Below are 23768 nucleotides of genomic sequence, written 5' to 3' on the forward strand. Positions count from 1 at the left end.
CGGCCCAGACGTAGCGTTCAGTCGGCCCAGACCTGGCGCTCGGAGCGGATCGGCTCACCCGTCTCGGCGGCCCGGTGCATGAGCATCCCTAGGTAGTGATCCTGACTCGCCTCGGCGAGGCTGTAGAGCGCGGGGCCGCCCGCGATGTGGTCGCGCATGCGCACGAGGCAGCTGGCGATGGCGATCTCGTCGTCGTTGAGGCGCGCGGGCGCGAACTCGTTGACGTACTCCCACGACGAGCCCACGAGGATGCCGCGCAGGAACATGCCCTCGAGGTTGCCGCCCTCGCCCGTCGCGACGCGGCGGAATTCGGTGAACACGGGCGTGCGGAAGTCGTCGAGGGAGGCGAGGTCGAGGTTGTTGATCTCGCCGCGGTCGCCACGGATGAGGATGCGGTTCGCGCGGATCCACGAGAAGTACTGCTCGTCGGCGAAGTCGTAGACACCGAGGCGGTCGCCGAAGTCGAGGCGGGCCGAGAGCTGCCGGGCGGTCACATGCGACTCCTCGCGCGGGTCGCCGGCGCGGTCGGGCCCCTGCACGAGCGGGGACTCGAAGAGCGACGCGGTGATCACGGCATCCTCGAAACCGATGCCGAGTGCCCGCCGCAACACGCTGACGCCGTGATAGTCGTGGCACTGCGCGACCAGGGCCGAACTCACCGTGCCCAGGCGACCGGATGCCGCGACCCCGAGTTGCGCCCGCAGCAGCGGCGACAGGTGATACTGCTCGGCGACCTGGATGATCGCGCCCCCGAGCACGAGCTCGTGCAACCGTTCGAGCGCCGCGACGTCGGGTGCCGGCGGCGTCTCGGTGAGCACGGGCATGCGGTGCTCGGCGAGTTGCGCGATGATCGCGGGCGCGGCGTCGCGCGGCACGGAGACGACCACGAACTCGGGGGTGGAGGCATCCAGGAGCGCGTCGATGTCGGGGAAGGCTCGCACGTTCCACTCGGTTTCGATGGCGCGGGCCGTCTGGGGGTTGCGCGTGACGAGGCCCGTGACCTCGAAGCGGTCGGGCAGGGCGCGGGCGATGCGCAGGAAGAATTCGCTGCGCCATCCGCTGCCTACGATGCCGAATCGGATGCGGTCGCCGTTGTCGCTCATGCGTCCAGCCTAAAGTCGGCCGCCGGCTGGCGCGAGGTTCGGGCACCGGGCCGCGCGCGAGGTTCTCTCAGCGAGGAGGCCCACTCAGGGGACGAGGCGTTGCGTGATGCGGGCCGATGCGGCATCCCACTCGACCTCGGCGAGCGCGCCGTTGACGAGCGGCAGCTGCGGCGGTTCGTGGCCGAAGTCGACGTCGTACAAGACCGGGACGCCGAGGCCGCCCAGCGTGTCGGCGAGCGCCTGCAACCGCGTATAGCCCGGGCTTTCGGGCGCCGGGGTGCGGCCGATGAGCACGGCATTGGCGTGATCGAACCAGCCCGCGAGGCGCAGGCGGTGCAGCAAGCGCGCGGTCTCGAGCGTGTCGGCTTCGGCCGCCTCGAGGTAGACGAGCAGGCCCTCGGGGGCGTGGCGGCGGGCGAAACCGTCGAGGTCGCCGTAGGGGGTTCCGGGCAGGAGCGCGACGGTTTCGAGGCATCCGCCGATCAGTCGGCCCGTGACCGTGACCGGGTCGTCGCCGTCGAGCCGGCGCCAGCGCGTGGGTTCCTCGTAGGCGTCGTCGCGCGTGCGGGGTTCGGTGGCCCAGGGACCCCAGGGCCGGATGCGGCGGCGAGGGGCGGCCGATTGCACGAGGGTGGCCCCGGCCGGCGCGGTGACGACATCCACCCAGCTGGAGAATTCGACGGGCAGCTCGTAGGGCGTGTCCATGAGGTTTGCTCCGTGCAGCGTGGCGACGCCCGTTGCGAGGGTCAGCGGCGTCATGAGCGTGGACAGGTCGGAGTAGCCGATCAACCAGGTCGGGTCGACGGTCAACGCGTCGAAGTCGAGCCGGTCGAGCAGGTCGACGGCCAGGTCGCCACCCCACGGCGGGATGACGGCGCGTACGGACGGGTCGGTCATCATCTCGGTGAGCTCGGCGGCGCGGGCTTCGGGCGGGCCCGACGTCACGCCGTCGACGCGGGCCAGCTCGCCGACGCGCGCGCGGAAACCGTGCGCGGCAACCGCATCGAGCGCCGCGTCGAGCCGATCGTGCAGCGACGCGGGAACCCCCGAAGACGGTGTCGCCACCCCCACGAGATCGCCGGCGACGAGGGGACGTGGGTAGCGGATTCCGACCATCGCCACAGCCTAACGACCGGGCGCGGGCACGACGAAGGGCGCGTAGCCCGCGGGCGCCGGCTCGACGCGCAGATCAGAGAATACGAGCGTCAGGGTGTGGCCGTTCGCCTGCACGCGAACCTCGTGAAACGGGATCCCGACGTCGGCCGACCAGGAGCGAGCGAGCTCGGAATCGGGAACAATCGCGAAACCGGGGTAGAGCGCCTGCCACTTCACGCCCCAGACATACCCGTCGAGGTCGATCCCGGTCGCCGCGCCGATCAGACGTTCGTCGAGCGAACCCGCCCAGCCGGTAGGGCTCAGGGCCGTCGTGACCTCGGCGCGAACGCAGTTCACGAAGAGGAACCGGAGGAAGCGCGTCGGGATGCCGGTGCTCGGCGCGGCACTGGTCTCGATCACGACCTCGTAATCCCTCATGTACGTCGCGAAGCCGTGGAAGACGATCGCCTCGTCGAACACGTCATCGAACGCCGCCTGCATCTCCCCGATATCCATGACCCCCAGGGTAAACCGCCGGATACAAGCTGCGACGGCGTGTCGCCGCCGGGCCGGACCTCGGCGGGTGCCGGGCCGATTGCTCGTGCCGGGAATGAGCGGGCGCGCGGCGTCCGTTACCTTTGACACACTGAGCGCGGCCGATGCCCGGGCCGCCGCCGACGAAGGGACCGCCATGTCCGCGAACAGCACGCCCTCCTCATCCGCCTCGTCTTCACCACGCGCAGCCTCGCCAGGAAGCCCGTCGTCGGCCACCAGCACCGCCGACACCGCCGCCGCCGCCAGCCGTACGCTCGGCGTCGAGCTCAACGGCATCAACGTCGTGCACGAGAGCGAGCACAAGGGGCGCCCGCGCGACCTCTTCTGGCCGTGGTTCGCCGCCAACGTGTCGGTGCTGGGAGTGAGCTACGGCTCGTTCCTGCTCGGCTTCGGCATCTCGTTCTGGCAGGCGACCATCGTGGGCCTCATCGGCATCGTCGTGTCGTTCCTGTTCTGCGGCATCATCGCGCTGGCGGGCAAACGCGGCAACGCGCCGACCATGACGCTCAGCCGCGCGCCCTTCGGCGTCAACGGCAACCGCGTTCCGTCGGCGATCTCGTGGATCTTGACGGTCGGTTGGGAGACTGTGCTCGCCTCCCTGGCCGTGCTCGCCACCGCGACGGTGTTCGAGGCGCTCGGCTGGGAGGGCGGCGTCGTTACGAAGGTGGTGGCGCTCATCGTGGTCGCCGCGCTCATCGTGGGCGGAGGCATCCTCGGTTTCGAGTTCATCATGAAGCTGCAGATGTACATCACGATCGTCACGGGCGTGCTGACCGTCGTCTACATCGTGCTCGTCGCGCCGACCATCGACTTCGCGGCCGTCTCGGCCATCCCCGCGGGTTCGGCTCCCGCATTCATCGGCGCGCTCGTATTCATGATGACCGGTTTCGGCCTCGGCTGGGTGAACGCCGCCGCCGACTATTCGCGCTACCTGCCGAAGTCGGCCTCGAGCCGCGGCGTCGTCTTCTGGACCACGTTCGGCGCCTCGCTCGCGCCCCTGCTGCTGCTCTTCTTCGGCCTGCTGCTCGCGGGCAGCGACCCCGAGCTCAACGCCGCCATCGCCTCCGACCCGATCGGCGCGTTGACGACCATCCTGCCGATCTGGTTCCTCGTGCCGTTCGCCCTCGTCGCCATCCTCGGTCTCGTCGGCGGCGCCGTGCTCGACATCTACTCGTCGGGCCTCGCGCTGCTGAGCACCGGTTTGAAGGCCCCGCGTTACGTCGCCGCCTCGATCGACGGCCTGCTCATGATCGCGGGTGCCATCTACGTGGTGTTCTTCGCGGCCGACTTCCTCGGCCCGTTCCAGGGCTTCCTGATCACGCTTGGTGTTCCCGTCGCGGCGTGGTGCGGCATCTTCATCGCCGACCTGCAGCTGCGCAAGAAGGACTACGCGCTGGCCGAGCTGTTCGATCCGAAGGGGCGCTACGGCAACTGGAACGTGCGCGCCATCCTGCTCATCGTCGTCGGCGCGGTCGTGGGCTGGGGCTTCGTCGTCAGCTCGTCGCCCGGTTTCGAGTGGGAGGGCTACCTGCTGGGCCTCGTCGGCGGCAAGGACGGCGAGTGGGCCTACGCCAACCTGGGCGTGCTGTTCGCCCTCGTGATCGGATATCTGGGCACGCTCGTCTTCGGTCGCGCCTCGGTGCGCCGCCAGGAGTCGCTGCCGACCAACAACGAGCAGATCGCGGGTCGGGCAGCCGCCGAGGCCACGACGCCGACAGGTCTCAACCGGTGAAAACCACGCTCATGATCATCGACATGCAACGCATCTTCGGTGAGCAGACCAGCGGATGGTTCACGCCCGAGTTCGCGGCCGCCTCGGAGGGTTCGCGCCGCCTGCGTGCCGCCTTCGGGCCACGCGTCACCCTCACCAGCTTCGTCGCCCCGGCCGAGCCGCAGGGCGCGTGGGTGCCCTACTACGAGGACTGGCCGTTCGCCCTCGATCCGGCCAACGCCGACCTTTACGAGCTGATGCCCGAGTTCCCGGTCGACGACGCCACCGTCATCACGCGCACCACGTTCGGCAAATGGGATGCCGACACCCGGACCGCGCTCGGCAACCCCGACAGCCTCGTGCTCACGGGCGTGTCGACCGACTGCTGCGTGCTCTCGACGGCCCTCGCGGCCGCGGATGCCGGAGTGCACGTGCGCGTGGCCACCGACGCCTGCGCGGGCGCCAGTGCCGCCGACCACCAGCGCGCGCTCGACGCCATGGCGCTCTACGCGCCACTCATAGAACTCACGACGGTCGACGAGGTTCTCGCGGGCATGGCGTAACGCTCACGACTCATGACGACGCCCGCCCCGGCAAGGCCGAGGGCGGGCGTCGTTTCGTGCGTTCCGCCGGTTACGCGTTCGCGCCCTCACGGGTTCCGTTGGCCTCGGCCAGCGTCGGGTAGTCGGTGTACCCGTGCGGCCCGGGCGAGTAGAACGTCGACGGGTCGGGCTCGTTGAGCTCGGCATCCTGAGCCCAGCGCTCGGCCAGGTCGGGGTTCGCGATCGCCAGGCGACCGACGGCCACGGCATCCGCGTGGTCGCCACCGACGAGTTCGAGGGCCTCGTCGCGCGTGGTCACGACGCCGAAACCGGTGTTGGCGATCCAGTTGCCGCCGAAGCGGTGGCGCAGGTCCTGCACGAGAGTGCCCGTGGGTTCGGCGTGCAGCACGCTCACGTAGGCCAGGCCGAGGGGTGCGATGCCGTCGACGAGGGCCTCATACGTGGCGCGCACGTCGGCCTCGTCCTTCTCCCAGACATCCTGGATGTTGTGAGCCGGCGAGATGCGGATGCCCGTGCGGCCGGCACCGATGGCCTCGGCGATGGCCGTGGTGACCTCGATGCCGTAACGGGCGCGGTTCTCGGGCGATCCGCCGTACTGGTCCTCGCGCACGTTGGCGACGGGCGACAGGAATTCGTGCAGCAGGTAGCCGTTGGCGCTGTGCACCTCGACGCCGTCGAAACCGGCGCGGATGGCGTTGCGGGCGCCGGCGACGAGAGCCTGCTTGGTGGTCTCGAGCTCGTCGAGCGTGAGGGCGTGCGGCACGGGGAAGGCCTGCTTGCCCGTTGGCGTGTAGAGCTCGCCCTCGATGGCGACGGCGCTCGGGGCGACGATGCGGTCGGTGCCCGTGATGTCGGTGTGGGTGACGCGCCCGCCGTGCATGAGCTGCAGCACGATGGTTCCGCCGGCGGCGTGCACCGAATCGGTGACGACCTTCCAGCCGGCGACCTGCTCGTCGGTCTCAATGCCGGGCTGGCCCGAGTAGGCCTTCGACTCCTGCACGGGGAAGACACCCTCGGTGACGATCATGCCCAGGCCGGCGCGCTGCGTGTAGTGCTCGACGACGATGTCGCCGGGAACGCCGTCGGCGCTCGAGCGCATGCGGGTCAGCGGGGCCATGGTGATGCGGTTGGCAAGGTGAAGGTCGCCGAAGGTGGCGGGCGAGAACAGGTCCATAGATGAAGCCTTTCGAGTGATCGGTACCAACGCTGAAACGCTCGCGCGGCATCCCTATTCCATGTCGGTGGGGTCTGTCAGAGTATTCACATGGCCCAGGATGATGCGGACGCGTTCGGTCGCTTGCCCGTGCGGCAGGTGCGCGAGTTGTCGGTCAAACCGATGGCGCGCAATCGCTGGCCGGCCACCCTGGCACCCGTGCGGCAACTGCTCGACGACGGTCTCGACCTCGGCGCGATCACGGTCCTCGTCGGCGACAACGGTGCCGGCAAGTCCACGATGGTCGAGGCCATCGCCGCGGTCTACGGCCTGAACCCCGAGGGCGGGTCTACGAGTTCGAGATATCAATCGCGCGTCGACGAGTCGGGGCTGGCCGAACATCTGCAGCTGGTGCGCAACGGCGGCGCATCCAAACGTGGCTTCTTCTTGCGCGCCGAGACCATGCACGGCTTCTTCACCTATCTCGAGTCGATCGGCGATTCGGGAGTGTTCCACGAGCGCAGCCACGGCGAGTCGTTCCTCGACATCGTGGTCGAGCGTTCGCGCATCAGCGGCCTGTGGATCCTCGACGAGCCCGAATCGGCGCTCTCCCTGCCGGGATGCCTGGCGCTCATCGGTCTGCTGCGCGACCTCGTCGCCGGGGGCTCGCAGATCATCCTGTCGACGCACTCACCCGTGCTGGCGGCCATCCCCGGTGCCGAGCTGTACGAGATCGGCGAGTGGGGCATCCGCGCGTGCGACTACGACGACCTCGACCTGGTGCGCAACTGGCGGGCGTTCCTCGACGCGCCCGAGCGCTATCTACGGCACCTCGACGACTGACGCAGACCCGGCGAAGGTCTGCAAACCCGTGACGCGCAGCAGCTCGAGCGCTTCGGCATCCCGGCTGCCGGGAACGGTCGTGTAGACGACGATGCGCAGGTCGCCGCCCGGCACCGCGAGCACGTCGCAGTCGATCTCGATGGGCCCGACGGGCGTGCTCACGACCTTGCGGCTCGACCGATGTTCGGCGATGCGCGCCGACCCCCAGCGCCGCTCGAACTCGGGCGAGGTGGACCTCAGACGTGCCACGAGCGCGGCCAGAGACGCGTCGCGCGGGTAGCGACCGACCGCGGCACGCAGGTCGGCCACGAGGTCGCTGGCGAATTCTTCCTCGTGGATGTCGTCGAACTCGACGCCGTCGTGCCCGTGCGTGAAGTGCCGCCACACGAGGTTGCGTTCGAGCGCCGACTCGGCCGAGGGGTCGCCGTTGACGGCCGCCCACAGCGGGTTCCACATGATGATGTCGTGGGCCGCGCTGAACACCGCAAGCGGCACGTCGCCGAGCCGGTCGACCAGGCGTTGCACCCCGGGCGTCACGTGGCGGGGCACGAGATCGCGCGAGGGCGGCGCGGCGCCCGCGACACGGTAGAGGTGGTCGCGCTCATCGGCGCTCAGGCGCAGGGCCAGGGCCAGGGCTCCCAATAGTTGTGGCGACGGATGCTGCGCCCGCCCCTGCTCGAGCCGCACGATGTAGTCGACGCTGACGCCGGCGAGCGCCGCCAGCTCTTCGCGCCGCAGCCCGGCCGCGCGTCGCCCCGAACCGGCCGGCAGCCCGACATCCGCGGGGCTGAGCCGTTCGCGCCAGGACCTCAGCACACTCGCGAACTCACTCATGTGCCCATCATGCCCCGGTCGCGTGGCCGGTCGGTGGTATCAGCAGTCCTACCGTCGACCAAGGCCTGGGCGCCGGCGTGATCGGAGCGCAGGCTGTAAACATGACAACGACACTCATCACCGGGGCCAACAAGAGCCTCGGCCTCGAAACCGCCCGCCGCCTGATCGACGCGGGCCACACCGTCTATGCCGGCATGCGCGACCCCGCCAACGGTGACGCCGCCCGGGCTCTCGGCGCCCACATCGTGCAACTCGACGTCACCGACCAAGCCAGCGTGGATGCCGCCGTCGCCGCCCTGCCGAACCTCGACGTGCTGGTGAACAACGCCGGCATCCTGGGCTCCTCGTTCGGGGTCGACGACCTCGACGCCGATGCCATGCGCACCGTGCTCGAGACCAATGTCGTCGGCATCGTGCGGGTGACGCAGGCAGCGCTTCCGCTCCTGCGTGCGTCCGAGCATCCGGTCATCGTGAATGTCGCCTCGGGCGTGGGCTGGCCGCGATTCCTGTCGACCGAGACGGCCGACGAGTTCCCGGTCAAGGCCGTGCCCTATGCCTCCTCGAAGGCCGCGGTCATCGCGCTGACGGTGCAGTATGCGAAGAATCTTCCCGACTTCCGCGTCAACGTGAGCGACCCGGGCTACACCGCCACGGACTTCAACGGCCACGGCGGCCACCAGACCGTCACCGAGGGCACCGATGCGACGGTCGCCCTGGCCCTCATCGGCGCCGACGGCCCGACGGGCGAGTTCCACAGCCGCCACGGCCGCATCGACTACTAGTCGCTCAGGAGGTCTCAGCGCGGCGGCATGCCAGCCCCTTGACGCTGGTGCCCGGTCGCGCACACTTGAAGGATGGCTCACAAACAACGCGCGGCGGCCTCCCCGGTGCCCGAAAGCAAGGTCTGCGCCTCGTGCGGCCGGGAGATGCAGTGGCGCTCGAAGTGGGCCGACAACTGGGATGCCGTTCGCTACTGCTCGGACGCGTGCCGACGCCGCGGCGTCACCGACGTCGACCGCCGCCTCGAAGAAACCATCATCGAACTCCTCGACAAACGTGCAGCCACCTCGACCATCTGCCCGTCGGATGCCGCGCGGGCCGTCGGCACGAAGGATGACTGGCGCGACCTCATGGAACCGGCCCGCCGCGCCGCGCGCCGCCTCGTCGACGCGGGCGTCGTCGACATCACGCAGGGCGGCTCGGTCGTCGACCCCTCCACGGCCCGCGGCCCCATCCGCATCCGCCGCCACCGCTGACGTCACCCCCGCGAAAATGACCAACCCTCAGTTATCGTCAAGCCCCCCTTGCGGGCACCTGCCAGGGGGACTAGCGTATGATGATGCCGAGACCGCAAAAGTACCGCGATGTCATCAAGTTCCTGCGATCTCAGGGCTGGGTTGTTCTGCGCCAGGGCAAAGGTTCACACGTCATCTGGGGTCAACCGGACGGTTCCAGCTGGTTGAGCATTCCAGCCCACGGTGAGATCAGTGCCGGCATCGTCAAGCAGCTCGTCCGCATTTTTCCGAATGCACCCGAAGGGTGGAGGTAGACATGGCTCACTACGACGTGAACACATATCAAGATGGCAAGTGGTGGACGTTCGAGATCCCCGAACTCACGTCTCCCGCACCCCACGGGGGCGAACCGATCGTCGCGATGGGACAGGCGCGCCATCTGTCTCAAGTCGAGCGAGAGGCGAGAGAGCTGGCGGATGTGTGGACCGAAACCGAAGGATCGACGGTTTCGGTGCGCGTAAAACTAGCGCCGCACATCGCGGCCTGGGTGGAGCAGGCCCGTGGGCGCGAGACTGAAGGCCGAGCAGCGCTCGAGGAAGCCGCGACCCTGCGCCGTGAAGCTGCGAACGCGCTTCTTGCGAGTGGCATCACGCAGGCCGATGCAGCAGTCGCGCTCGGCGTGTCGCGCCAGCGTGTGCAACAACTCGTCAGCCACTGACCCCGCCGCTCGGCTCGGCTGCCGACCAGAGAGTAGCGTCGGGCCGACGGAACCCGTCGACTGCAGATGGAGGACCACGTGACACCGAGTGAAGAGATCGACGCGCTCATCGCGAAGCATCCCGACTGGCGGGGCGAGGTGCTCGCCCAGGCGCGGAAGGCGATCCTCGAGGTCGACCCCGACATCGTCGAAGAGTGGAAGTGGATGGGCGCTCCCGTCTGGGAGATCGACGGCATCCTCGTGGTCGGCAACATCTTCAAGACCAAGGTGAAACTCGGCTTCATGTACGGCGCCTCGTTGGACGACCCCGATGGGCTGTTCAACGGCGAGCTAGGCGGCAATCAGCGCCGCTCCTACGAACTCGCGGCCGGCGACACGCTCGACGTGCCCGGATTGCAGGGCCTCGTTCGCCGCGCCATCGAGTTCAACCGCGCCAAGCGCGCGGCCAAACCCGTCCGAGCGACGAAGGCTCCGCAGTAGCGAACAGCCCTGTCAGCAGCGCGCCGACCCGACCTCAGACCTGGTCGAGCTCGATGGCCGGGTCGTGCTGTTGCGTCGCAACCACCGTCAGGGTCATACGTGCGGGCACGCATTCGATGCGCGAGGTGTGAACGACCCCGCCGTCGACGTCGGTGACCAGCTTGTTGATGGCGATGATGGGGTCGTTTTCGGGGCGTTCGAGCCATTGCGCGCTGCGCGGGCTCGTGTAGCCGACACCGATTTCGCGCTGCACGGTGGCGAACTTGGCTCCGTAGCGCTCGCGCAACACCTGATACGTGGAGGTCGCGTCGTCGATGAGGGTGTCGAAGTCGGGGTAGCGCTCGAGCGAGTAGTAGGCCTCGTCGGTGGCGATGGGCAGCCCCTCGAGGCTGAACGCGCGGATGAGGTGGAAGACGGGCGCACCGGCGTCAATTCCGAGCGAGGACGCAACCCGTTCGCTCGCTTCGGCCCGTTCGGCGAGCAGGATGGTGCGCGTCGAGTTGCGCCCCTCGCCGAGGAACTGGTCCGAGAATCCGCCGACCGCCATGGTCGCCATGGTCGCCTGCCGCGGCGTGACGAACGTGCCCCGGCCCTGTTTGCGCTGCACCAGGCCGGCGGTTTCGAGCTCGGAAACCGCGCGACGAACCGTGATGCGGCTGACCCCGAAACGCTCACCCAATTCGGATTCGACGGGCAGGCGGCCGGTCTCCTCGTACTCCCCCGATTCGATCTCGTGGGTGAGGATGTTCCGGATCTGCTCGTGCAGCGGGATGGATGGCCGGTCGAGCATCGCGTTCCTCTCCCCCTACACAGACTCGTAGGTGCGCGTCATCTGGCGCCGCGCGTCCGCGCCCGCTTCAACAGGGTAACCAAATGCGCCCCTCCGCGTGCAGGCGAGCGCGCCACTCGTCGCCGCCACGTGCAAACACTCGTCGAGTTCGGCGCCGGATGACCGCGCCGCGATGAAACCGGTGATGAACCCGTCGCCGGCCCCCAACGTGTCGACCACGTGTGTCTGCTGGATCCCGATCGTGGTCACCCCCGAGCGGTCGAAAGCCTTGGCGCCCCGCGAACCCTGTGTGAGGACCACGCGGTCCATTCCCGCATCGACGGCGAAGCGGCCGAGGGCGTCGACGTCGGCATCCGACAAGCCCTCGCCCGACAAGAAGCCCACCGAGACGTGCGCGGCGACCTGTTCGATGCTCGCGGCATCCCGCACCGTCGAGAAGTCGAAGGAGACCTCGCTGTTCTCGGCAATGGCGGCGAGATCGGCGGTGAGCGACGAGTAGGCCGAGGTGTGCACGACGCCGAAGCCGGCCAGATAGTCGAGGTCGAAAGGCGTCATGCGCAACCGCAGCTCGGCCTGCACCCCACCCCAGTTGGAGCCCACGAAACGGCGGTCGCCGTCGGCGTCGACACGCACGAATGCCATCCCGTTCTGGCCGATCGCGGTGCGGCTGCGCGAGTGATCCACGCCCACGTCGTCGAGGGTGGAGCGCAGGTGGTCGGCGAAACGGTCCGTGCCGAAGATGCCCACGAAACCGCTGTGGGCACCGAAGAACAGCGTCGAATACACGGCGATGTTCAGCGCGTTGCCGCCTGGAAAAGCGAGTTCCTCGTCGACGTAGCAGTCGAGCACGTTGTCGCCCACCCCGACGACGCTCGGCGCGGGCACGGTGTTCAGCTGCTCCTGCAGCTCTTCGGCGGTCTTCACGGTTCTACCCTTTCCAGCTTCCGGCCGTGATGCCGGCCACGAAATACCGCTGCAAGAAGATGAACAGCACGATGATCGGCAGCGCGGCGATCACGAGCCCGGCGATGAGCACACCCCAGTCTGTCGACAAGGCGTCGCGGAACGACATCAGCCCCGCGGGGATGGTGCGCAACTCGTCGGAGTCGACATAGACGATCGCGAAGAGGAACTCGTTCCAGGCGAAATACGCGGTCAGCACGCCGGCGGTCATGAGCACCGATTTGCTGATCGGCAGGTAGACGTTGCGCAGCACCTGGAGCGACGAGCATCCGTCGATGATGGCCGCATCGACGAGTTCCTTCGGCACACCGATGAAGACCGAGCGGATGAGGATGATGGCCATGGGCAGCCGGAACGCGATGTAGGGCAAGATCATGGCCCACAACGTGTTCAGCAGGCCGAGCGTGTCGAGCAGGCGGTACAGCGGAATGAGGCTCACTTGCGGGGCGACCACGAGGCCGCCGATCGCGAGCACCAACACGATGCTCGACAGCCGGTTCGAGATGCGCGTCATGCCGTAGGCGCACAGGGCGGCGATGAGCACCGTGCCGACCGTCGACACGATGGTGACGATGACCGAGTTCACGAAGTAGTCCGAGATGCCGCGGTCCCAGGCGTTCACGTAGTTCGACACCAGCCAGGTGGTGGGCGGGGCCCACGGGCTCTGGCGGATGTCGGCCGACGTCTTGAACGACGACATGACCATCCACACGAGCGGCACCGCCACCACGACGGCGTAGACGGCGAGAACGAGATAGACGGGGGTCTGGCGCAGGTGGTCGGCGGTTCTCATGCGCCCGCCCACGATGGTGCTTGTCGTCATGTCAGTCTTCCTTTCCGGTGCGCAAGACGACCATCTGGATGATCGACACGACGAGTGTGATGACGAAGATGAGGCTGGCTATCGAGGATGCATAACCCATCTGCCCCTGGAAGAAGCCCTGGTTGTACATGTAGGTGGCCAGCACCTGCGTCGAGTTTCCGGGCCCGCCGCCCGTCATGATGTAGGGCTCGTTGAAGACCGTGAATGCGCCCGACACCGTGAGGATCATGGCGACGAAGATCATCTCGCGGCTCTGCGGCACCGTGATGGCGAAGAACTGTCGAATGCGGCCGGCACCGTCGAGCGAGGCGGCCTCATAGAGTTCGGTGGGGATCTGTTGCAGCGAGACCACGTAGAGCATGGTGACGTAGCCGATGCTCTGCCACTGGGACACGGCTATGACCGAACCCATGGCGGTCGCGGCATCCCCCAACCAGGCGTGGCCCTCGACGCCGAAGAAGCCGAGCACCGAATTGAGCAGGCCGTTGCGGGCGTCGTAGATGAAGGTGAAGAGCAGCGCGATGACGGTCATCGAGATGACGGCCGGCACGAAGTACACGCTGCGCAGGAAACCACCCATGCGCGGCCCGAGCAGATGCGTGAGCCAGGCCGCGACGACGAGGCCACCGCCGACCTGCAAGACGATCGACACGACGGCGTAGAAGAGGTTGTTGCCGAGCGCCGTGGCGATGATGGGGTCGCGGAAGAGGCGCAGGTAGTTGTCGAGACCGACGAACTCCATGGTGCTGCCGGCCGCGTTGAAGCGGAAGAAGCCGAACGAGACGTTGGCGACGAGGGGGTAGTAGACGAAGAGCCCGATGAGCGCGAGGGCGGGAAGCAGATAGATCGCGTTGACGAGACGCCGAGACGTTGAGCGCATGTGAACCTCGAGAGAGAAGGTCCCGGCGGGCCTGCACAGTGGCCCGCCGGGAGTAGGTGGCGTCCGGGCTAGGAGGCGTCGCGCACGAGAGCCGCAGCCTCTTGCACGGCCTTCATGACGTCCTTCGCCGATTTCTGGCCGCCCAGCATGAGCTGCGTTTCGCTCAGATAGGCCTGCACGATCTGAGCGTCGTAGGCGTTGTCGAGCCATGGGGTCATGGCCGACGCGTCGACGATGTCGGTGGCGATCGACTTCAGGATGTCGGGGGCGTCCGACTCCTCGACCGCTCCGACGACGGCGCTCAACTCACCGGTCTTCTCCGTGTAGGCGATGCCGTTCTCCTTGTTCAACATGAAGTCGAGGAACCGCAGCGCTTCTTTCGGGTGTTTGGTGTTCTTCGACACGACGAACCCTTCGGGTGCGCCCGTCAGCTGCGCCGGGTCGCCCTTGCCGTCTTCGACCTCGGGGAAGTTGAACGTGCCGTAGTCGAAGGCGACGTCGGTGAGGTAGTTGACCTCGGAGCCCTGCAGATACATGACGGCGGCCTCACCTGCGGCCCACGACGCTCGCGCGTCTTCGTGGCCGACGGCGTTGGGGTCGGGGTTCATGTATTCGCTGAGCTCGGCGAAGTCGTCCAACGCCCCGACGTAGCCGGGGTCCGTGAACTTTCCCTTGGCCGGATCCTGGTCGGCGGCGAGCACCTTCGGATCGAGGACGCGCTGGTTGAGCGTGCCGACGTAGTGCGCGATCGTCCACGGCTCCTTCGACGCGTATTCGAGCGGCGTGATGCCCGCATCCTTCAACGACTTCAGCACGTCGAGCAGCTCGGCGTAGGTCGTCGGCACCTCGAGTCCCTGCTCGGCGAAGATGTCCTTGTTGTAGAAGAACAGCTTGGCGTGCATGCCGACGGGCAGGCCGTACTGCGCACCATCCACCTGGAAGGGTTTCAGCTGCGACTCGTAATAGCGGTCGCGGATGTCGGGGTTCTCGGTCAGCCAGTCGGTGAGGTCCATCACACTGCCTGAATCGACGAGGTCTTCGACGAATGTGCCACTCCACGAGAACATGACGTCGGGGGCGTTCGACGAACCGGCGACCACCTTCACCTTGTCTTTGTAGGAGTCGTTGAGCACGCTCTCGACGTTGACCTTGATGTCGGGGTTCTCGGCTTCGAACTCCTCGACGAGCTCCGAGAAGTAGGTGTTCTTCGGTTCGTTCGGCCACCGGTGGAAGAAATCGATCTCGACCACGTCGCTGTTGCCGGCTGACGAGCTGCCGCAGGCGGCGAGGGGCACGACGAGCGCTGCGGCCGCGATGGCGACGAGAGCCCGACGGAAGGTTTTTCGCATGATGAACTCCAGGGTGGTTTCTGTTAGTACTCCATGCGCCACATGTAGCGGCGCACGCTGAGCGGGTGGCCTCGGTGGTCGGCGAGCGCGTCGGCGTAGGCGCGCAGTGCCGGTCCGAAGAGGAGGTGCGAGACGATGCCGCGCACGGATTCGTCGACGCTGTCGAGGCCGAAGGTGTTGGCGTCGATCACGAGCGTGCGGTCGGAGTGCTGCGTGACGAAGTCGACGGCGCGCTGTTCGATGGCGCGTGTCTCGTCGAGCCCGACGAGGGCGATGAACGGAACGTCGCGGTCGGTCACCTCGAAGGGGCCGTGGAAGTACTCGCCGGCGTGGATGGCCTGGGAGTGGATCCACTGCATCTCCTGCAGCAGGCAGATCGCGAACGAGTAGGCGGTGCCGTAGTTGGAGCCGGCCGCCATCGTGTAGATGAGCTTCTCGTTCTTGTACTGCGCGCCGTAGGCGTCGGCGGGCGCCGTGTGGGCGTGACGCACGTCGCCGACGAGCGTGGGCAGCTGCGCGACGGCGTCGTCGATGGATGCCGAGAGCGTCGTCCCTTCACGGTCGTCGAGCAGTCCGGCGACAAGTCGCAGCAACAGCGCGGGCGCCACGTAGCTCTCGCTCTTCTCGGGGCCGTGCTGATAGCCGATGACGTATTCGGAGGCCTGCGCGAGCGGCGACTCCAGTTCGTGGGTGAAGGCGACCGTGAGGGCGCCGAGCGAGCGGGCGTGTTCGGCGGCGGCGACCGTCTCGGGCGTGTTGCCCGAGTGCGAGCAGAGGATGACGACGGTGTTCTCGCCGACGAGCTTCGACGAGCGGGCCGTGAATTCGGCCGCGTTGAACGCGTGCGTTTCGAGCGTCGTGGCGGTCGTCGAGAGGAAGTACTCGTTGGGCATCATCACGGCGTATGAGCCGCCGCAGGCGGTCAGGACCACGTTGGTGACGGTGGTGCGCTCAGCGATGGCGGCGCGGGCAGCGGCGAGCTGCTCCTCGATGACGGTCGTTTCGGTGGACAGGGCAAGGGTGGACAAGGAGATCCTTCCGATCACGGATGTATTGCTTGGTCATGTTGCAAACGTTATAGAACGTTATGGTGACAGTAGCAGCGCGACCCCGGCTCGTCTAGACCCGTTTACACGGAATTTACGTGGCGGCACTAAGCGTCTCGACGTGCCCTCCTCACACCCTCCGCGCGCCCGCGGACATTTCTCCTGAGCCCCCGGCCGCGCCCCGCACTAGGCTGAGCGCACGCGCCAGGCGACCGACACCGGGGGGGTTCACACGTGTATCTGTTCATCGCCATTCCCCTCGCGATCGTCTACGCCCTCGGGGTCGGCTTCATGACGCGCCGTCTGCTCGGCGCCCCGGTCGGATGGCCGCGCACCTTCGTTGTGGGCCTCGTGGTCTTCGCCACGAGCGTGCCGTTCACGCAGTACACGGCCGGCAAGGCGGGCCTCCTCGACGACGGCGGCGGCCTTGATGTCCACCCCGTCGTCGCGCTCGCCTTCATCCTGCTGGCCTTCGGGTGGACCTTCGCGTTCGGCGTCGCGTTCCTCGTCGGCACCGAAGCCATTTGGCCCACCGCCTCGGTGCCCAACCCCATCTACGCGTTCCAGGAGGCCGTGCACCGCCGCCGCCGCACGCAGCGCTACCTGCAGATCCTCGCGATCGCCTCGCGCCACGGCGTCGGGCACGCCATCCACGGCCACCCGCGCCGGCGCACGTCGGCGGATGCGACGGCCGGCGCCTCGGTGGCGACCAACCCCAGCAGCGCGCCGTCACCCTCCGGCACCTCCCGCTCCCCCGACGCCATCGTCTCCTTCCTCAACGACGCCGGGGTCACCTTCGTGAAGCTCGGCCAGGTCATGTCCACGCGCCGCGACCTGCTGCCCCCGCGCTTCATCGAGGCGTTGTCGTCGCTGCAGACGAGCGCCACGACGCTGCCGTGGTCGGATATCGAGCGCGTCGTCGAACACGAGCTGGGCCGCCCCCTCGGCGAGGTGTTCGCGTGGGTCGATCAGAAACCCCTCGCCGCGGCATCCGTGGCCCAGGTGCATCGCGCGACCCTGCTCGACGGCACCGACGTGGTGCTCAAGGTGCAGAGGCCGGATGCGGAGCGCCAGGTGCGCGCCGACGTCGACATCATCCTGCGCATCGCCGACCGTATCGAGGCCAAGACCTCCTGGGGGGCCGAGTTCGGAGCCATCTCGCTCGCCAACGGTTTCGCGAAGACGCTTGAAGAAGAGCTCGACTACCGCATCGAGTTCGGCAACACCGAGATGATCCGCAGCGCCGTCGAGCACACGGCATCCCACGTCCTGTCGGTGCCGCGCGTGTTCGCCGAGGCGAGCAGCCGGCGCGTGCTGACGCAGGAGCGGGTCGACGGCATCCCGCTCGGCAAGGCGCAGAAACACCTGGCGAGCATGCCGATGGCCGACCGCCAGGCGCTGGCCGAGGCGTTGTTGGATGCCGTGCTGCAGCAGGTCATCGTCGAGGGCGTGTTCCACGCGGATCTGCACCCCGGCAACCTCATCCTGCGCGAGGACGGCACGCTCGGCATGATCGACTTCGGCGCCATCGGCGTGCTCGAGCGCAGCATGCGCGAGGCCCTGGCAACGCTGCTGCTGGCCGCGGCCAGCGAAGACGACGTCGCGACGACCGATGCGCTACTGCTCGTGGTCACGGTTCCCGAGGGCACCGACACGCAGGCCATGCAGCGCGAGATCGGAAAAGTGCTCACGTTGATGCGGCACCGGCGCAAGGGCGACGGCTCGATCTTCAGCGTGCTGCTCGACGTCATCCGCGCCTACCACCTGGGGCTGCCGGCATCCCTCAGCTCGGCTTTTCGCACCATCGTCACGCTCGACGGATGCCTCACCCTGCTCGATCCCGATTTCGATCTCGTCGATCACGCCCTCAAACGCGTGCCCCACTTCATGCGGCACCTGCTCAGCCCCGAGCGACTGTTCGCGTCGGCTCAGGCGCAGGCTGCGACATCCCTCGCCACCCTGCGCAAGCTGCCGCGGCGCATCGAATCGGTGTCGTCGCGCATCGAGAACGGCACGTTCAGCGTGCGTGTGCGTTCCTTTGCCACGGGCGACGACCGCTGGTGGGTGTCCACGCTCGTCTCCGAGACGGTCGGCGTGCTCATCGCCATCACGGCCGTCGTGGTCGGAATCGTTCTCGTGGTGACCGATTCGGGGCCCTACATCGTGCCCGATGTGCGACTTTTCGCGTTCCTGGGGTCGACGATCGGGCTCGTCGGGTTCATCCTGATACTGCGGTCGTTGCGGCGGGTGTTCTTGACGAAGCCCCGCTAGCGGCCGGCGCCGATGGAATTCTGACCCCGAAGGGACGTTGTACCGAAGATGACAGTAATCATCGCAGGAGGACACGGAAAGATCGCCCAGCTCGTGGAGCGTCGACTGGCGGATGCCGGCCAGGAGGTCGTCGGAATCATCCGCAACCCCGACCACGCCGCCGATCTCGAGAAGGCCGGAGCGAAAGCCCTGGTGCTCGACCTCGAGTCGATCGACGCCGACACGCTCGCGCAGCACCTGCAGGGTGCCGACGCCGTGGTGTTCGCGGCCGGCGGCGGAGCGAAGAGCGGCGCCGAGCGCAAGATGACGGTCGACCGCGACGGCGCGATCCTGTTGGCGGATGCCGCAGAGAAGGCCGGCGTCGACCGCTACGTGATCATCTCGGCCATGTCGGTCGATGGTTTCGACGTCGAGAAGTCCACGCTGCCCGTCGACGACAACGACGATGCGGCCGTGTGGGAGGTCTACCGCCGCGCCAAGAGCGAGGCCGACGCCGACATCCGCTCGCGCGACTTCGACTGGACGATCGTGCGCCCCGGCGCCCTGACCGACGAGCACGGCACCGGCCAGATCACGACCGGCTCGACTGTCGACCGCGGCGAGATCCCGCGCGCCGATGTCGCCGAGATCGTGGCGACCGCCATTCTCGAGGGAACGGCCGTGCGCACGCAGTTCGAGGTCGTCTCGGGCGAGACGCCGATCTCCGACGCTCTGGCCGAGATCAAGTACTAGGCAACGAAGCGCCGGCGAGGCTTTTACGCCGAACGGCAACGAAAAAGGGACCGATCAGCCGATCGGTCCCTTTTTGTGTCCAGCTGCGCCGCCGGTCAGGGCTGCGGCGGCTCCGGCATGATCTGCATGCCGTTGGTGCTCGAAGCCGAAATGAGCATTGCCTCGGCCCACGCGCGGTTTAGCACCGGCTCGCGGCCGCCGAAGAACAAGAAGTGCAGGGGGATGCCGGGGTGCAGCCAGATGGTGCTGCGGCCGCTGCCCTGATCGTGGCCGTGATCCCACGACAACGTGAAGGTCTCGCTGCGACGGAGTTTCGTCACGATGGCCACCTTGAGGTGCGCCAAGAGGCGGTCCTCGAACTCGATTTCGGTGCTTCCGTCACCGTAGATCAATTTTCCCATCGCGCCGTGCCAGTCTCCTCATCAAACGATCCGACCAGGCTCCGGGGGTGGGCATCGGGGGATCGAATTCCGAGTTTATGGACCCCGTTGGACTTCTCGAAATCTAGCCGCAAGGGGGCGAAATTTGAGGTCCATTTGCTCTATAGTTTCGGTTTGCAGAGGGCGCTGGGCGCCGCCGCTCGACAGCCGCAGGAATCTCCACGGAGCTATGCGTTTTCGCGTTTAACGGGGGTCGAGGGCCGGGCTGTTTTGGTAGTGCTCGAACATCACGCTCGTGCGCGTCGACGCAACGGCTGGGTGAGCCGAGAGGTGCGTGACGACGAAGTCGCGCAGGTGATCGGAATCGCGCGTCGCGAGATGCACGATGAAGTCCTCAGAACCGCCCAGGAAGAAGAGTTGCACGACATCCGGCAACGAGCGCATCTCCTCGGTGAAGGTGCGGATCTGCTGGCGCGCGCCGGCACGGATGTTGACGCTGATGAGCGCTTGCAGTCCCAGGCCGACCGCCGCCGGGTCGATGTCCGCGCGGAAGCCCCGGATCGCCCCACGGTCGACGAGCGAGCGCACGCGGGCCACGCACGTCGACGGCGCGATGCCCACGCGCTCGGCCAACTGGTTGTTCGGCAGTCGCGCATCACCCGCGAGCTGGGCCAGGATGGCGCGGTCGATGTCGTCCAGATCCCGCACATTCTTCGGTGACACCGACATCGAAGCCCCTCTTCCCCGCATGAAAATGCAAATTGGATGCATCCAACCGCTGATTCTGCACAGTTTACGTCCCTGTAACGCAGAATCCGGAGCATTGTTCTGTCGCGAACGACCGGCAACGACGCCGGCGCTGAGACGGCCTCTCGATTGGAGAAACGCATGCGCGTCGGCATCCCCACCGAAATCAAGAACAACGAGAACCGGGTGGCCATCACGCCCGCCGGGGTGCACGAGCTCGTGCGACTCGGGCACGACGTCGTCGTCCAGCGCGGCGCGGGACTCGGCTCCTCGATCTCAGACGACGACTACACGACGGCCGGCGCCACGCTCGCCGAGACGGCCGACGAGGTTTGGGCGGCGGGCGACCTCATCCTCAAGGTCAAGGAGCCCATCGCCGAGGAGTACCCGCGCATGCGCGCCGGGCAGACGCTCTTCACCTACCTGCACCTCGCGGCCTCGAAGCCGTGCGCCGACGCCGTGCTCGCCTCGGGCACCACGGCCATCGCCTACGAAACGGTGCAGTTGCCGAACCGGTCGCTGCCCCTGCTGCAGCCCATGAGCGAGGTTGCCGGGCGCCTCTCGACCCAGGTCGGCGCCTACCATTTGATGCGCGCGGCGGGCGGTCGCGGCATCCTGCTCGGCGGCGTGCCCGGAACCCAGAAGGCCAAAGTCGTCGTCATCGGTGGCGGCGTCGCGGGCGAACATGCCGCGGCGAATGCGCTCGGCATGGGTGCCGACGTCACCGTCATCGACCTGTCCATCCCGCGACTGCGCGAGCTCGAGGTGCGTTTCGGCGGCCAGATCCAAACGCGCGTGTCGTCGACCTACGAGATCGCCGCACAGCTGCGCGAGGCCGACCTGGTCATCGGTTCGGTGCTCATCCCGGGGGCGCAGGCGCCGAAGCTCGTGACCCACGAGATGGTCTCGACTATGAAGCACGGCTCGGTGCTCGTCGACATCGCCATCGACCAGGGCGGATGCTTCGAGGGTTCGCGCCCGACCACCCACGACGACCCCACCTTCGCCGTGCACGACAGCGTCTACTACTGCGTCGCCAACATGCCGGGCGCCGTGCCCGAGACATCCACCCGTGCGCTCACCAACGCCACGTTGCCCTACGCCATCGCCCTCGCCGAGAAGGGCTGGAAGAAGGCGGTGTCGGATGATGCGGCCCTCGCGCTCGGCCTCAACGCGCAGGCCGGTTCGCTCACCAACGCCCCGGTCGCGCGCGCCCTGGGCCTCCCGTCCGTCTCGCTCGACGAGGCCCTCGCGCTGAACTAGCGCAGGCTAGAGTCGCCCTTATGCCGGCGCCGTCACCCTATGAAGCCACGATCCCCGAGGTGTTGGCGCACCTGCATCCTCGTCTGCGCCTCTACTTCTCTGCCATCCCGCACGGGTCGGTCGGCCGGGGCGACGGGGTCTTCCACACGGTCGGAACGCCGCGCCGATGGATGTGGCCCGTGCTCGCCGTCTTGGCCCGGCGCGGCATCCTCTTTCCCGTGTGGCAGCGCGACGTGCCCTTCACGGTGCAGAACAGGCCCGTTGCGGATGCGGGCGGGGGCCCCGGTGTCGCGGCCACGCGCACGTTTCGGCTGGCCGGGCGCGCCGGGTCGGCCCGCCGAGATCGCGACATGGTGGATGTCATCGCCGGGGAGGACGGCTCGCTCGTCGACCGCCTGGGTCTCGGAGCGCCCCTCTGGGCTCGCTTCGATGCACGCGCCGAAGACGGCGCGCTCCTGCTGCGCTCCAACGCCGTCGCCGTGTGCCTCGGCTCGCGACATTTCCGCATCCCTCGTGTCGTCGCTCCCCATGTGACCCTGCGCGAAGCCTTCGACGAGTCGGTCGACCGGCAGCGCGTCGATGTGACGCTCTCGCTCCCCCTCGTCGGGCTCGTGTACGAGTACCGCGGCACCTTTCGCTACGAGATCCGCCCGGATCGGCCGGGTTCTGAGGGTTCACACACCGCCACTGCCTAGAATCGGCGTATGTCTGGCGCACTGTGGTGGCTTCCCTCGCTCATCGTTTTCGGGGGCGCCGCCATTGCGGCCGTTCTGCTCGTGCGCGGCCTGCGCGCCCGGGGCCGCCGGGTGCTCGAGGACGAGGGTCGCACGCCCGAAGCGCTCGACCAGCGCGCGGGCCTGGCGCTCGTGCAGGCCGACGACGTCGTGCGGCAGGCCGAAGACGAGGTCGGTTTCGCCGAGGCGCAGTTCGGCAAGTCCGATGCGGCGCAGGTGGCCCGCGCGGTGAGCTCGGCACGGCAGGCTTTGCGCGAAGCGTTCCTCCTTCGACAGAAGCTCGACGATCATATTCCCGATACGGAATCCGACCGCACGCGCTGGAATACACGCATCATCGAGCTGTGTGCCACGGCCACGCGACTCGTCGAGACCGAGAACTCGTCGCTCAGCGAGCGGCGCTCCGTCGAGCGAGATGCACCCGAACGACTCGCTCAGCTGACCGCCGGCCTCGCCGAAACCGAGGCCGCCCTCCCCGCCGCCCGGGCTACGCTCGACGCCCTCGCTCGCCGCTTCTCCCCCGCCGCGATCGGTGCCGCCGCCGACGCACCGCGCGCCGCAGCAGCCCTCCTCGCCGAAGCGCGACGATCCGCGGATGCCGCGACCGACGCCGTTTCACGTGGAACACTCGCCGCTCCCCACCTGGACGCCGTCGCGCGCCATCTCGGAACAGCCCGCACGACATTGGCGCAGGTAACGCATATCGCCGACACGCTGAACGGTGCCGCGACCGAACTCGAAAGCTCCCTCGCCGATACGCGCGCGGGCATCGCCGAGGCCCGCGCCGCGCGCGACGCCAACCCCTTGCCCGATGCGGCGGACCTGATCGGCGATGCGATCGCCGTCGCCCAGCGCGCGGCCGATGAAGCAGAGACGCAGGTTCGCGCCCTCGCCGCGGGCCCAGCTGCGGCTGGAGCAATCGGAGCCGCGAACGGTGCCATCGGTGCGAGCCTCCCCCCGTCTCGCGCCGATGACGGCGACGCGGCACCGGCCGAGGCCGACGGCGGCTCGGCGGCCGATGCCGAGCGCGAACTCGTTCCCGTCGGCGCTCTCAACCCGTTGCCGGCCATCGGGCGCCTGCGCGACGCATCCCTGCAGCTCGACCAGGCGCTGGCCGAGGCCCGCAGCAACGTCGAACGCATCAAGAACGCGCAGGCCGCCCTGCGCGGCGCGGTCTTCTCGGCCAACAGCTACATCGAGGTGGCCGCCGACTTCATCACGTCGAACCGTTCGCGCGTCGGCCCGGAGGCGCGCACGCGACTCGCCGAAGCGGAGCGCCAGATCGTACTCGCCGGCGCCTCCGCCGATCCGGTCGAAGCTCTCGACATCGCTCGCCGAGCCGCGCGCCTCGCCCAGGACGCCGACGCGCTCGCCCGCTATGACGCCGGGCCGCGGCAAGCCCCAGTTCGCCGCTGAGCTCCGCCGCCCCTCCCCTTCCGTCCTTCGACGAGGAATCCTTCGACAAATAAGTGTTGCGCGGCCCCGGCCACACGCACCAGA

26 protein-coding genes are annotated in these 23768 nt (G+C 68.0%); 13 read left to right on the forward strand and 13 right to left on the reverse strand.

The genetic code is table 11. The features are described 5' to 3' along the window. Nucleotides 1-17: 17 nt before the first annotated feature. The 3 genes from ALI44B_RS10125 to ALI44B_RS10135 form a co-directional block, all read right to left on the reverse strand. Nucleotides 18-1103 carry a Gfo/Idh/MocA family protein gene (locus ALI44B_RS10125; protein WP_077054569.1) on the reverse strand — a complete coding sequence of 362 codons (1086 nt, stop codon included), beginning with the start codon at nucleotides 1101-1103 and terminating at the stop codon, nucleotides 18-20. A gap of 84 nt (nucleotides 1104-1187) precedes the next feature. After that, the gene (locus ALI44B_RS10130; RefSeq protein WP_077054570.1) at nucleotides 1188-2219 is read right to left on the reverse strand and encodes a S66 family peptidase; all 1032 of its coding nucleotides are present in this window, start codon (nucleotides 2217-2219) and stop codon (nucleotides 1188-1190) included. A gap of 9 nt (nucleotides 2220-2228) precedes the next feature. Beyond that, on the reverse strand, nucleotides 2229-2714 hold the full coding sequence (locus ALI44B_RS10135; protein WP_077054571.1) for a YxiG-like protein: 486 nt from the start codon (nucleotides 2712-2714) through the stop codon (nucleotides 2229-2231). 175 nt (nucleotides 2715-2889) lie between these two features. Between ALI44B_RS10135 and ALI44B_RS10140 the strand changes: the two genes are divergently transcribed. Beyond that, a complete protein-coding gene (locus ALI44B_RS10140) occupies nucleotides 2890-4485 on the forward strand; it encodes a purine-cytosine permease family protein (protein ID WP_083709866.1) in 1596 nt (531 codons plus the stop codon). Further along, nucleotides 4482-5027 (forward strand): cysteine hydrolase family protein, encoded by a 546-nt coding sequence (locus tag ALI44B_RS10145; protein WP_238592181.1) that lies wholly within the window; start codon nucleotides 4482-4484, stop codon nucleotides 5025-5027. Before ALI44B_RS10140 ends, ALI44B_RS10145 begins: the two co-directional genes overlap by 4 nt. A 70-nt stretch (nucleotides 5028-5097) precedes the next feature. Here ALI44B_RS10145 and ALI44B_RS10150 read toward each other — a convergent pair whose 3' ends face one another. Beyond that, the gene (locus ALI44B_RS10150) at nucleotides 5098-6201 is read right to left on the reverse strand and encodes an alkene reductase (protein ID WP_077054573.1); all 1104 of its coding nucleotides are present in this window, start codon (nucleotides 6199-6201) and stop codon (nucleotides 5098-5100) included. Between the two features lie 90 nt (nucleotides 6202-6291). Here ALI44B_RS10150 and ALI44B_RS10155 point away from each other — a divergent pair, with 90 nt between their 5' ends. Further along, entirely contained in the window at nucleotides 6292-7023 is a 732-nt protein-coding gene (locus tag ALI44B_RS10155; protein ID WP_077054574.1) for an AAA family ATPase, read from the forward strand. Here ALI44B_RS10155 and ALI44B_RS10160 read toward each other — a convergent pair. Continuing rightward, on the reverse strand, nucleotides 7003-7857 hold the full coding sequence (locus ALI44B_RS10160; RefSeq protein WP_077054575.1) for a helix-turn-helix transcriptional regulator: 855 nt from the start codon (nucleotides 7855-7857) through the stop codon (nucleotides 7003-7005). The genes ALI44B_RS10155 and ALI44B_RS10160 overlap by 21 nt on opposite strands. A gap of 101 nt (nucleotides 7858-7958) precedes the next feature. On the opposite strand from ALI44B_RS10160, the gene ALI44B_RS10165 reads away from it, so the two are divergent. The 5 genes from ALI44B_RS10165 to ALI44B_RS10185 all read left to right on the forward strand — a co-directional run bounded on the left by ALI44B_RS10165 (nucleotide 7959) and on the right by ALI44B_RS10185 (nucleotide 10290). Further along, entirely contained in the window at nucleotides 7959-8639 is a 681-nt protein-coding gene (locus ALI44B_RS10165) for an SDR family NAD(P)-dependent oxidoreductase (protein ID WP_077054576.1), read from the forward strand. A 72-nt stretch (nucleotides 8640-8711) separates the two neighbouring features. Continuing rightward, nucleotides 8712-9113, forward strand: a complete 402-nt coding sequence (locus ALI44B_RS10170; RefSeq protein WP_077054577.1) for a DUF2256 and DUF3253 domain-containing protein — start codon at nucleotides 8712-8714, stop codon at nucleotides 9111-9113. Nucleotides 9114-9196: 83 nt separating this feature from the next. Beyond that, nucleotides 9197-9406, forward strand: coding sequence for a type II toxin-antitoxin system HicA family toxin (locus ALI44B_RS10175; RefSeq protein WP_077055519.1), 210 nt, complete (start codon nucleotides 9197-9199; stop codon nucleotides 9404-9406). Nucleotides 9407-9408: 2 nt separating this feature from the next. Next, nucleotides 9409-9810 carry a hypothetical protein gene (locus tag ALI44B_RS10180; protein ID WP_077054578.1) on the forward strand — a complete coding sequence of 134 codons (402 nt, stop codon included), beginning with the start codon at nucleotides 9409-9411 and terminating at the stop codon, nucleotides 9808-9810. A gap of 78 nt (nucleotides 9811-9888) precedes the next feature. Then, complete coding sequence (locus ALI44B_RS10185) at nucleotides 9889-10290, forward strand: DUF1801 domain-containing protein (protein WP_077055520.1); 402 nt, start codon at nucleotides 9889-9891, stop codon at nucleotides 10288-10290. Between the two features lie 34 nt (nucleotides 10291-10324). Here the strand turns inward: ALI44B_RS10185 and ALI44B_RS10190 are convergent, their stop codons facing one another. The 6 genes from ALI44B_RS10190 to ALI44B_RS10215 form a co-directional block, all read right to left on the reverse strand. Next, nucleotides 10325-11080 carry a GntR family transcriptional regulator gene (locus ALI44B_RS10190; RefSeq protein ID WP_077054579.1) on the reverse strand — a complete coding sequence of 252 codons (756 nt, stop codon included), beginning with the start codon at nucleotides 11078-11080 and terminating at the stop codon, nucleotides 10325-10327. 15 nt (nucleotides 11081-11095) lie between these two features. Next, nucleotides 11096-12004, reverse strand: a complete 909-nt coding sequence (locus ALI44B_RS10195) for a PfkB family carbohydrate kinase (RefSeq protein WP_179100252.1) — start codon at nucleotides 12002-12004, stop codon at nucleotides 11096-11098. Between the two features lie 4 nt (nucleotides 12005-12008). Then, nucleotides 12009-12866 (reverse strand): carbohydrate ABC transporter permease, encoded by an 858-nt coding sequence (locus ALI44B_RS10200; protein WP_077054580.1) that lies wholly within the window; start codon nucleotides 12864-12866, stop codon nucleotides 12009-12011. Between the two features lies 1 nt (nucleotide 12867). Next, complete coding sequence (locus tag ALI44B_RS10205) at nucleotides 12868-13746, reverse strand: carbohydrate ABC transporter permease (protein WP_077054581.1); 879 nt, start codon at nucleotides 13744-13746, stop codon at nucleotides 12868-12870. Nucleotides 13747-13814: 68 nt separating this feature from the next. Next, nucleotides 13815-15095, reverse strand: coding sequence for an ABC transporter substrate-binding protein (locus tag ALI44B_RS10210; protein ID WP_077054582.1), 1281 nt, complete (start codon nucleotides 15093-15095; stop codon nucleotides 13815-13817). A gap of 23 nt (nucleotides 15096-15118) precedes the next feature. Then, the gene (locus tag ALI44B_RS10215) at nucleotides 15119-16123 is read right to left on the reverse strand and encodes an SIS domain-containing protein (RefSeq protein ID WP_083709869.1); all 1005 of its coding nucleotides are present in this window, start codon (nucleotides 16121-16123) and stop codon (nucleotides 15119-15121) included. A 252-nt stretch (nucleotides 16124-16375) separates the two neighbouring features. On the opposite strand from ALI44B_RS10215, the gene ALI44B_RS10220 reads away from it, so the two are divergent. Together ALI44B_RS10220 and ALI44B_RS10225 are read left to right on the forward strand one after the other, a co-directional pair. Beyond that, nucleotides 16376-18412: an ABC1 kinase family protein gene (locus ALI44B_RS10220; RefSeq protein ID WP_083709871.1), complete on the forward strand. Its 2037-nt coding sequence runs from the start codon at nucleotides 16376-16378 to the stop codon at nucleotides 18410-18412. Nucleotides 18413-18460: 48 nt separating this feature from the next. Further along, nucleotides 18461-19144: an SDR family oxidoreductase gene (locus ALI44B_RS10225; RefSeq protein WP_077054583.1), complete on the forward strand. Its 684-nt coding sequence runs from the start codon at nucleotides 18461-18463 to the stop codon at nucleotides 19142-19144. A gap of 95 nt (nucleotides 19145-19239) precedes the next feature. Here the strand turns inward: ALI44B_RS10225 and ALI44B_RS10230 are convergent, their stop codons facing one another. Both ALI44B_RS10230 and ALI44B_RS10235 read right to left on the reverse strand, forming a co-directional pair. Continuing rightward, nucleotides 19240-19545: a DUF7882 family protein gene (locus tag ALI44B_RS10230; RefSeq protein WP_077054584.1), complete on the reverse strand. Its 306-nt coding sequence runs from the start codon at nucleotides 19543-19545 to the stop codon at nucleotides 19240-19242. Between the two features lie 222 nt (nucleotides 19546-19767). Continuing rightward, nucleotides 19768-20253 (reverse strand): Lrp/AsnC family transcriptional regulator, encoded by a 486-nt coding sequence (locus ALI44B_RS10235; RefSeq protein ID WP_143459188.1) that lies wholly within the window; start codon nucleotides 20251-20253, stop codon nucleotides 19768-19770. 159 nt (nucleotides 20254-20412) lie between these two features. On the opposite strand from ALI44B_RS10235, the gene ald reads away from it, so the two are divergent. From ald to ALI44B_RS10250, 3 genes are read left to right on the forward strand one after another with little or no spacing between them, the layout of a single operon-like run. Continuing rightward, a complete protein-coding gene (gene ald / locus ALI44B_RS10240) occupies nucleotides 20413-21534 on the forward strand; it encodes an alanine dehydrogenase (RefSeq protein ID WP_077054586.1) in 1122 nt (373 codons plus the stop codon). 20 nt (nucleotides 21535-21554) lie between these two features. After that, nucleotides 21555-22229 carry a DUF4166 domain-containing protein gene (locus ALI44B_RS10245; protein ID WP_077054587.1) on the forward strand — a complete coding sequence of 225 codons (675 nt, stop codon included), beginning with the start codon at nucleotides 21555-21557 and terminating at the stop codon, nucleotides 22227-22229. Between the two features lie 9 nt (nucleotides 22230-22238). Beyond that, on the forward strand, nucleotides 22239-23684 hold the full coding sequence (locus ALI44B_RS10250; protein WP_077054588.1) for a coiled-coil domain-containing protein: 1446 nt from the start codon (nucleotides 22239-22241) through the stop codon (nucleotides 23682-23684). The last annotated feature ends 84 nt before the right edge of the window (nucleotides 23685-23768 follow it).

It is taken from the genome of Leifsonia sp. ALI-44-B, from assembly GCF_001984125.1.
Classification (GTDB): domain Bacteria; phylum Actinomycetota; class Actinomycetes; order Actinomycetales; family Microbacteriaceae; genus Okibacterium.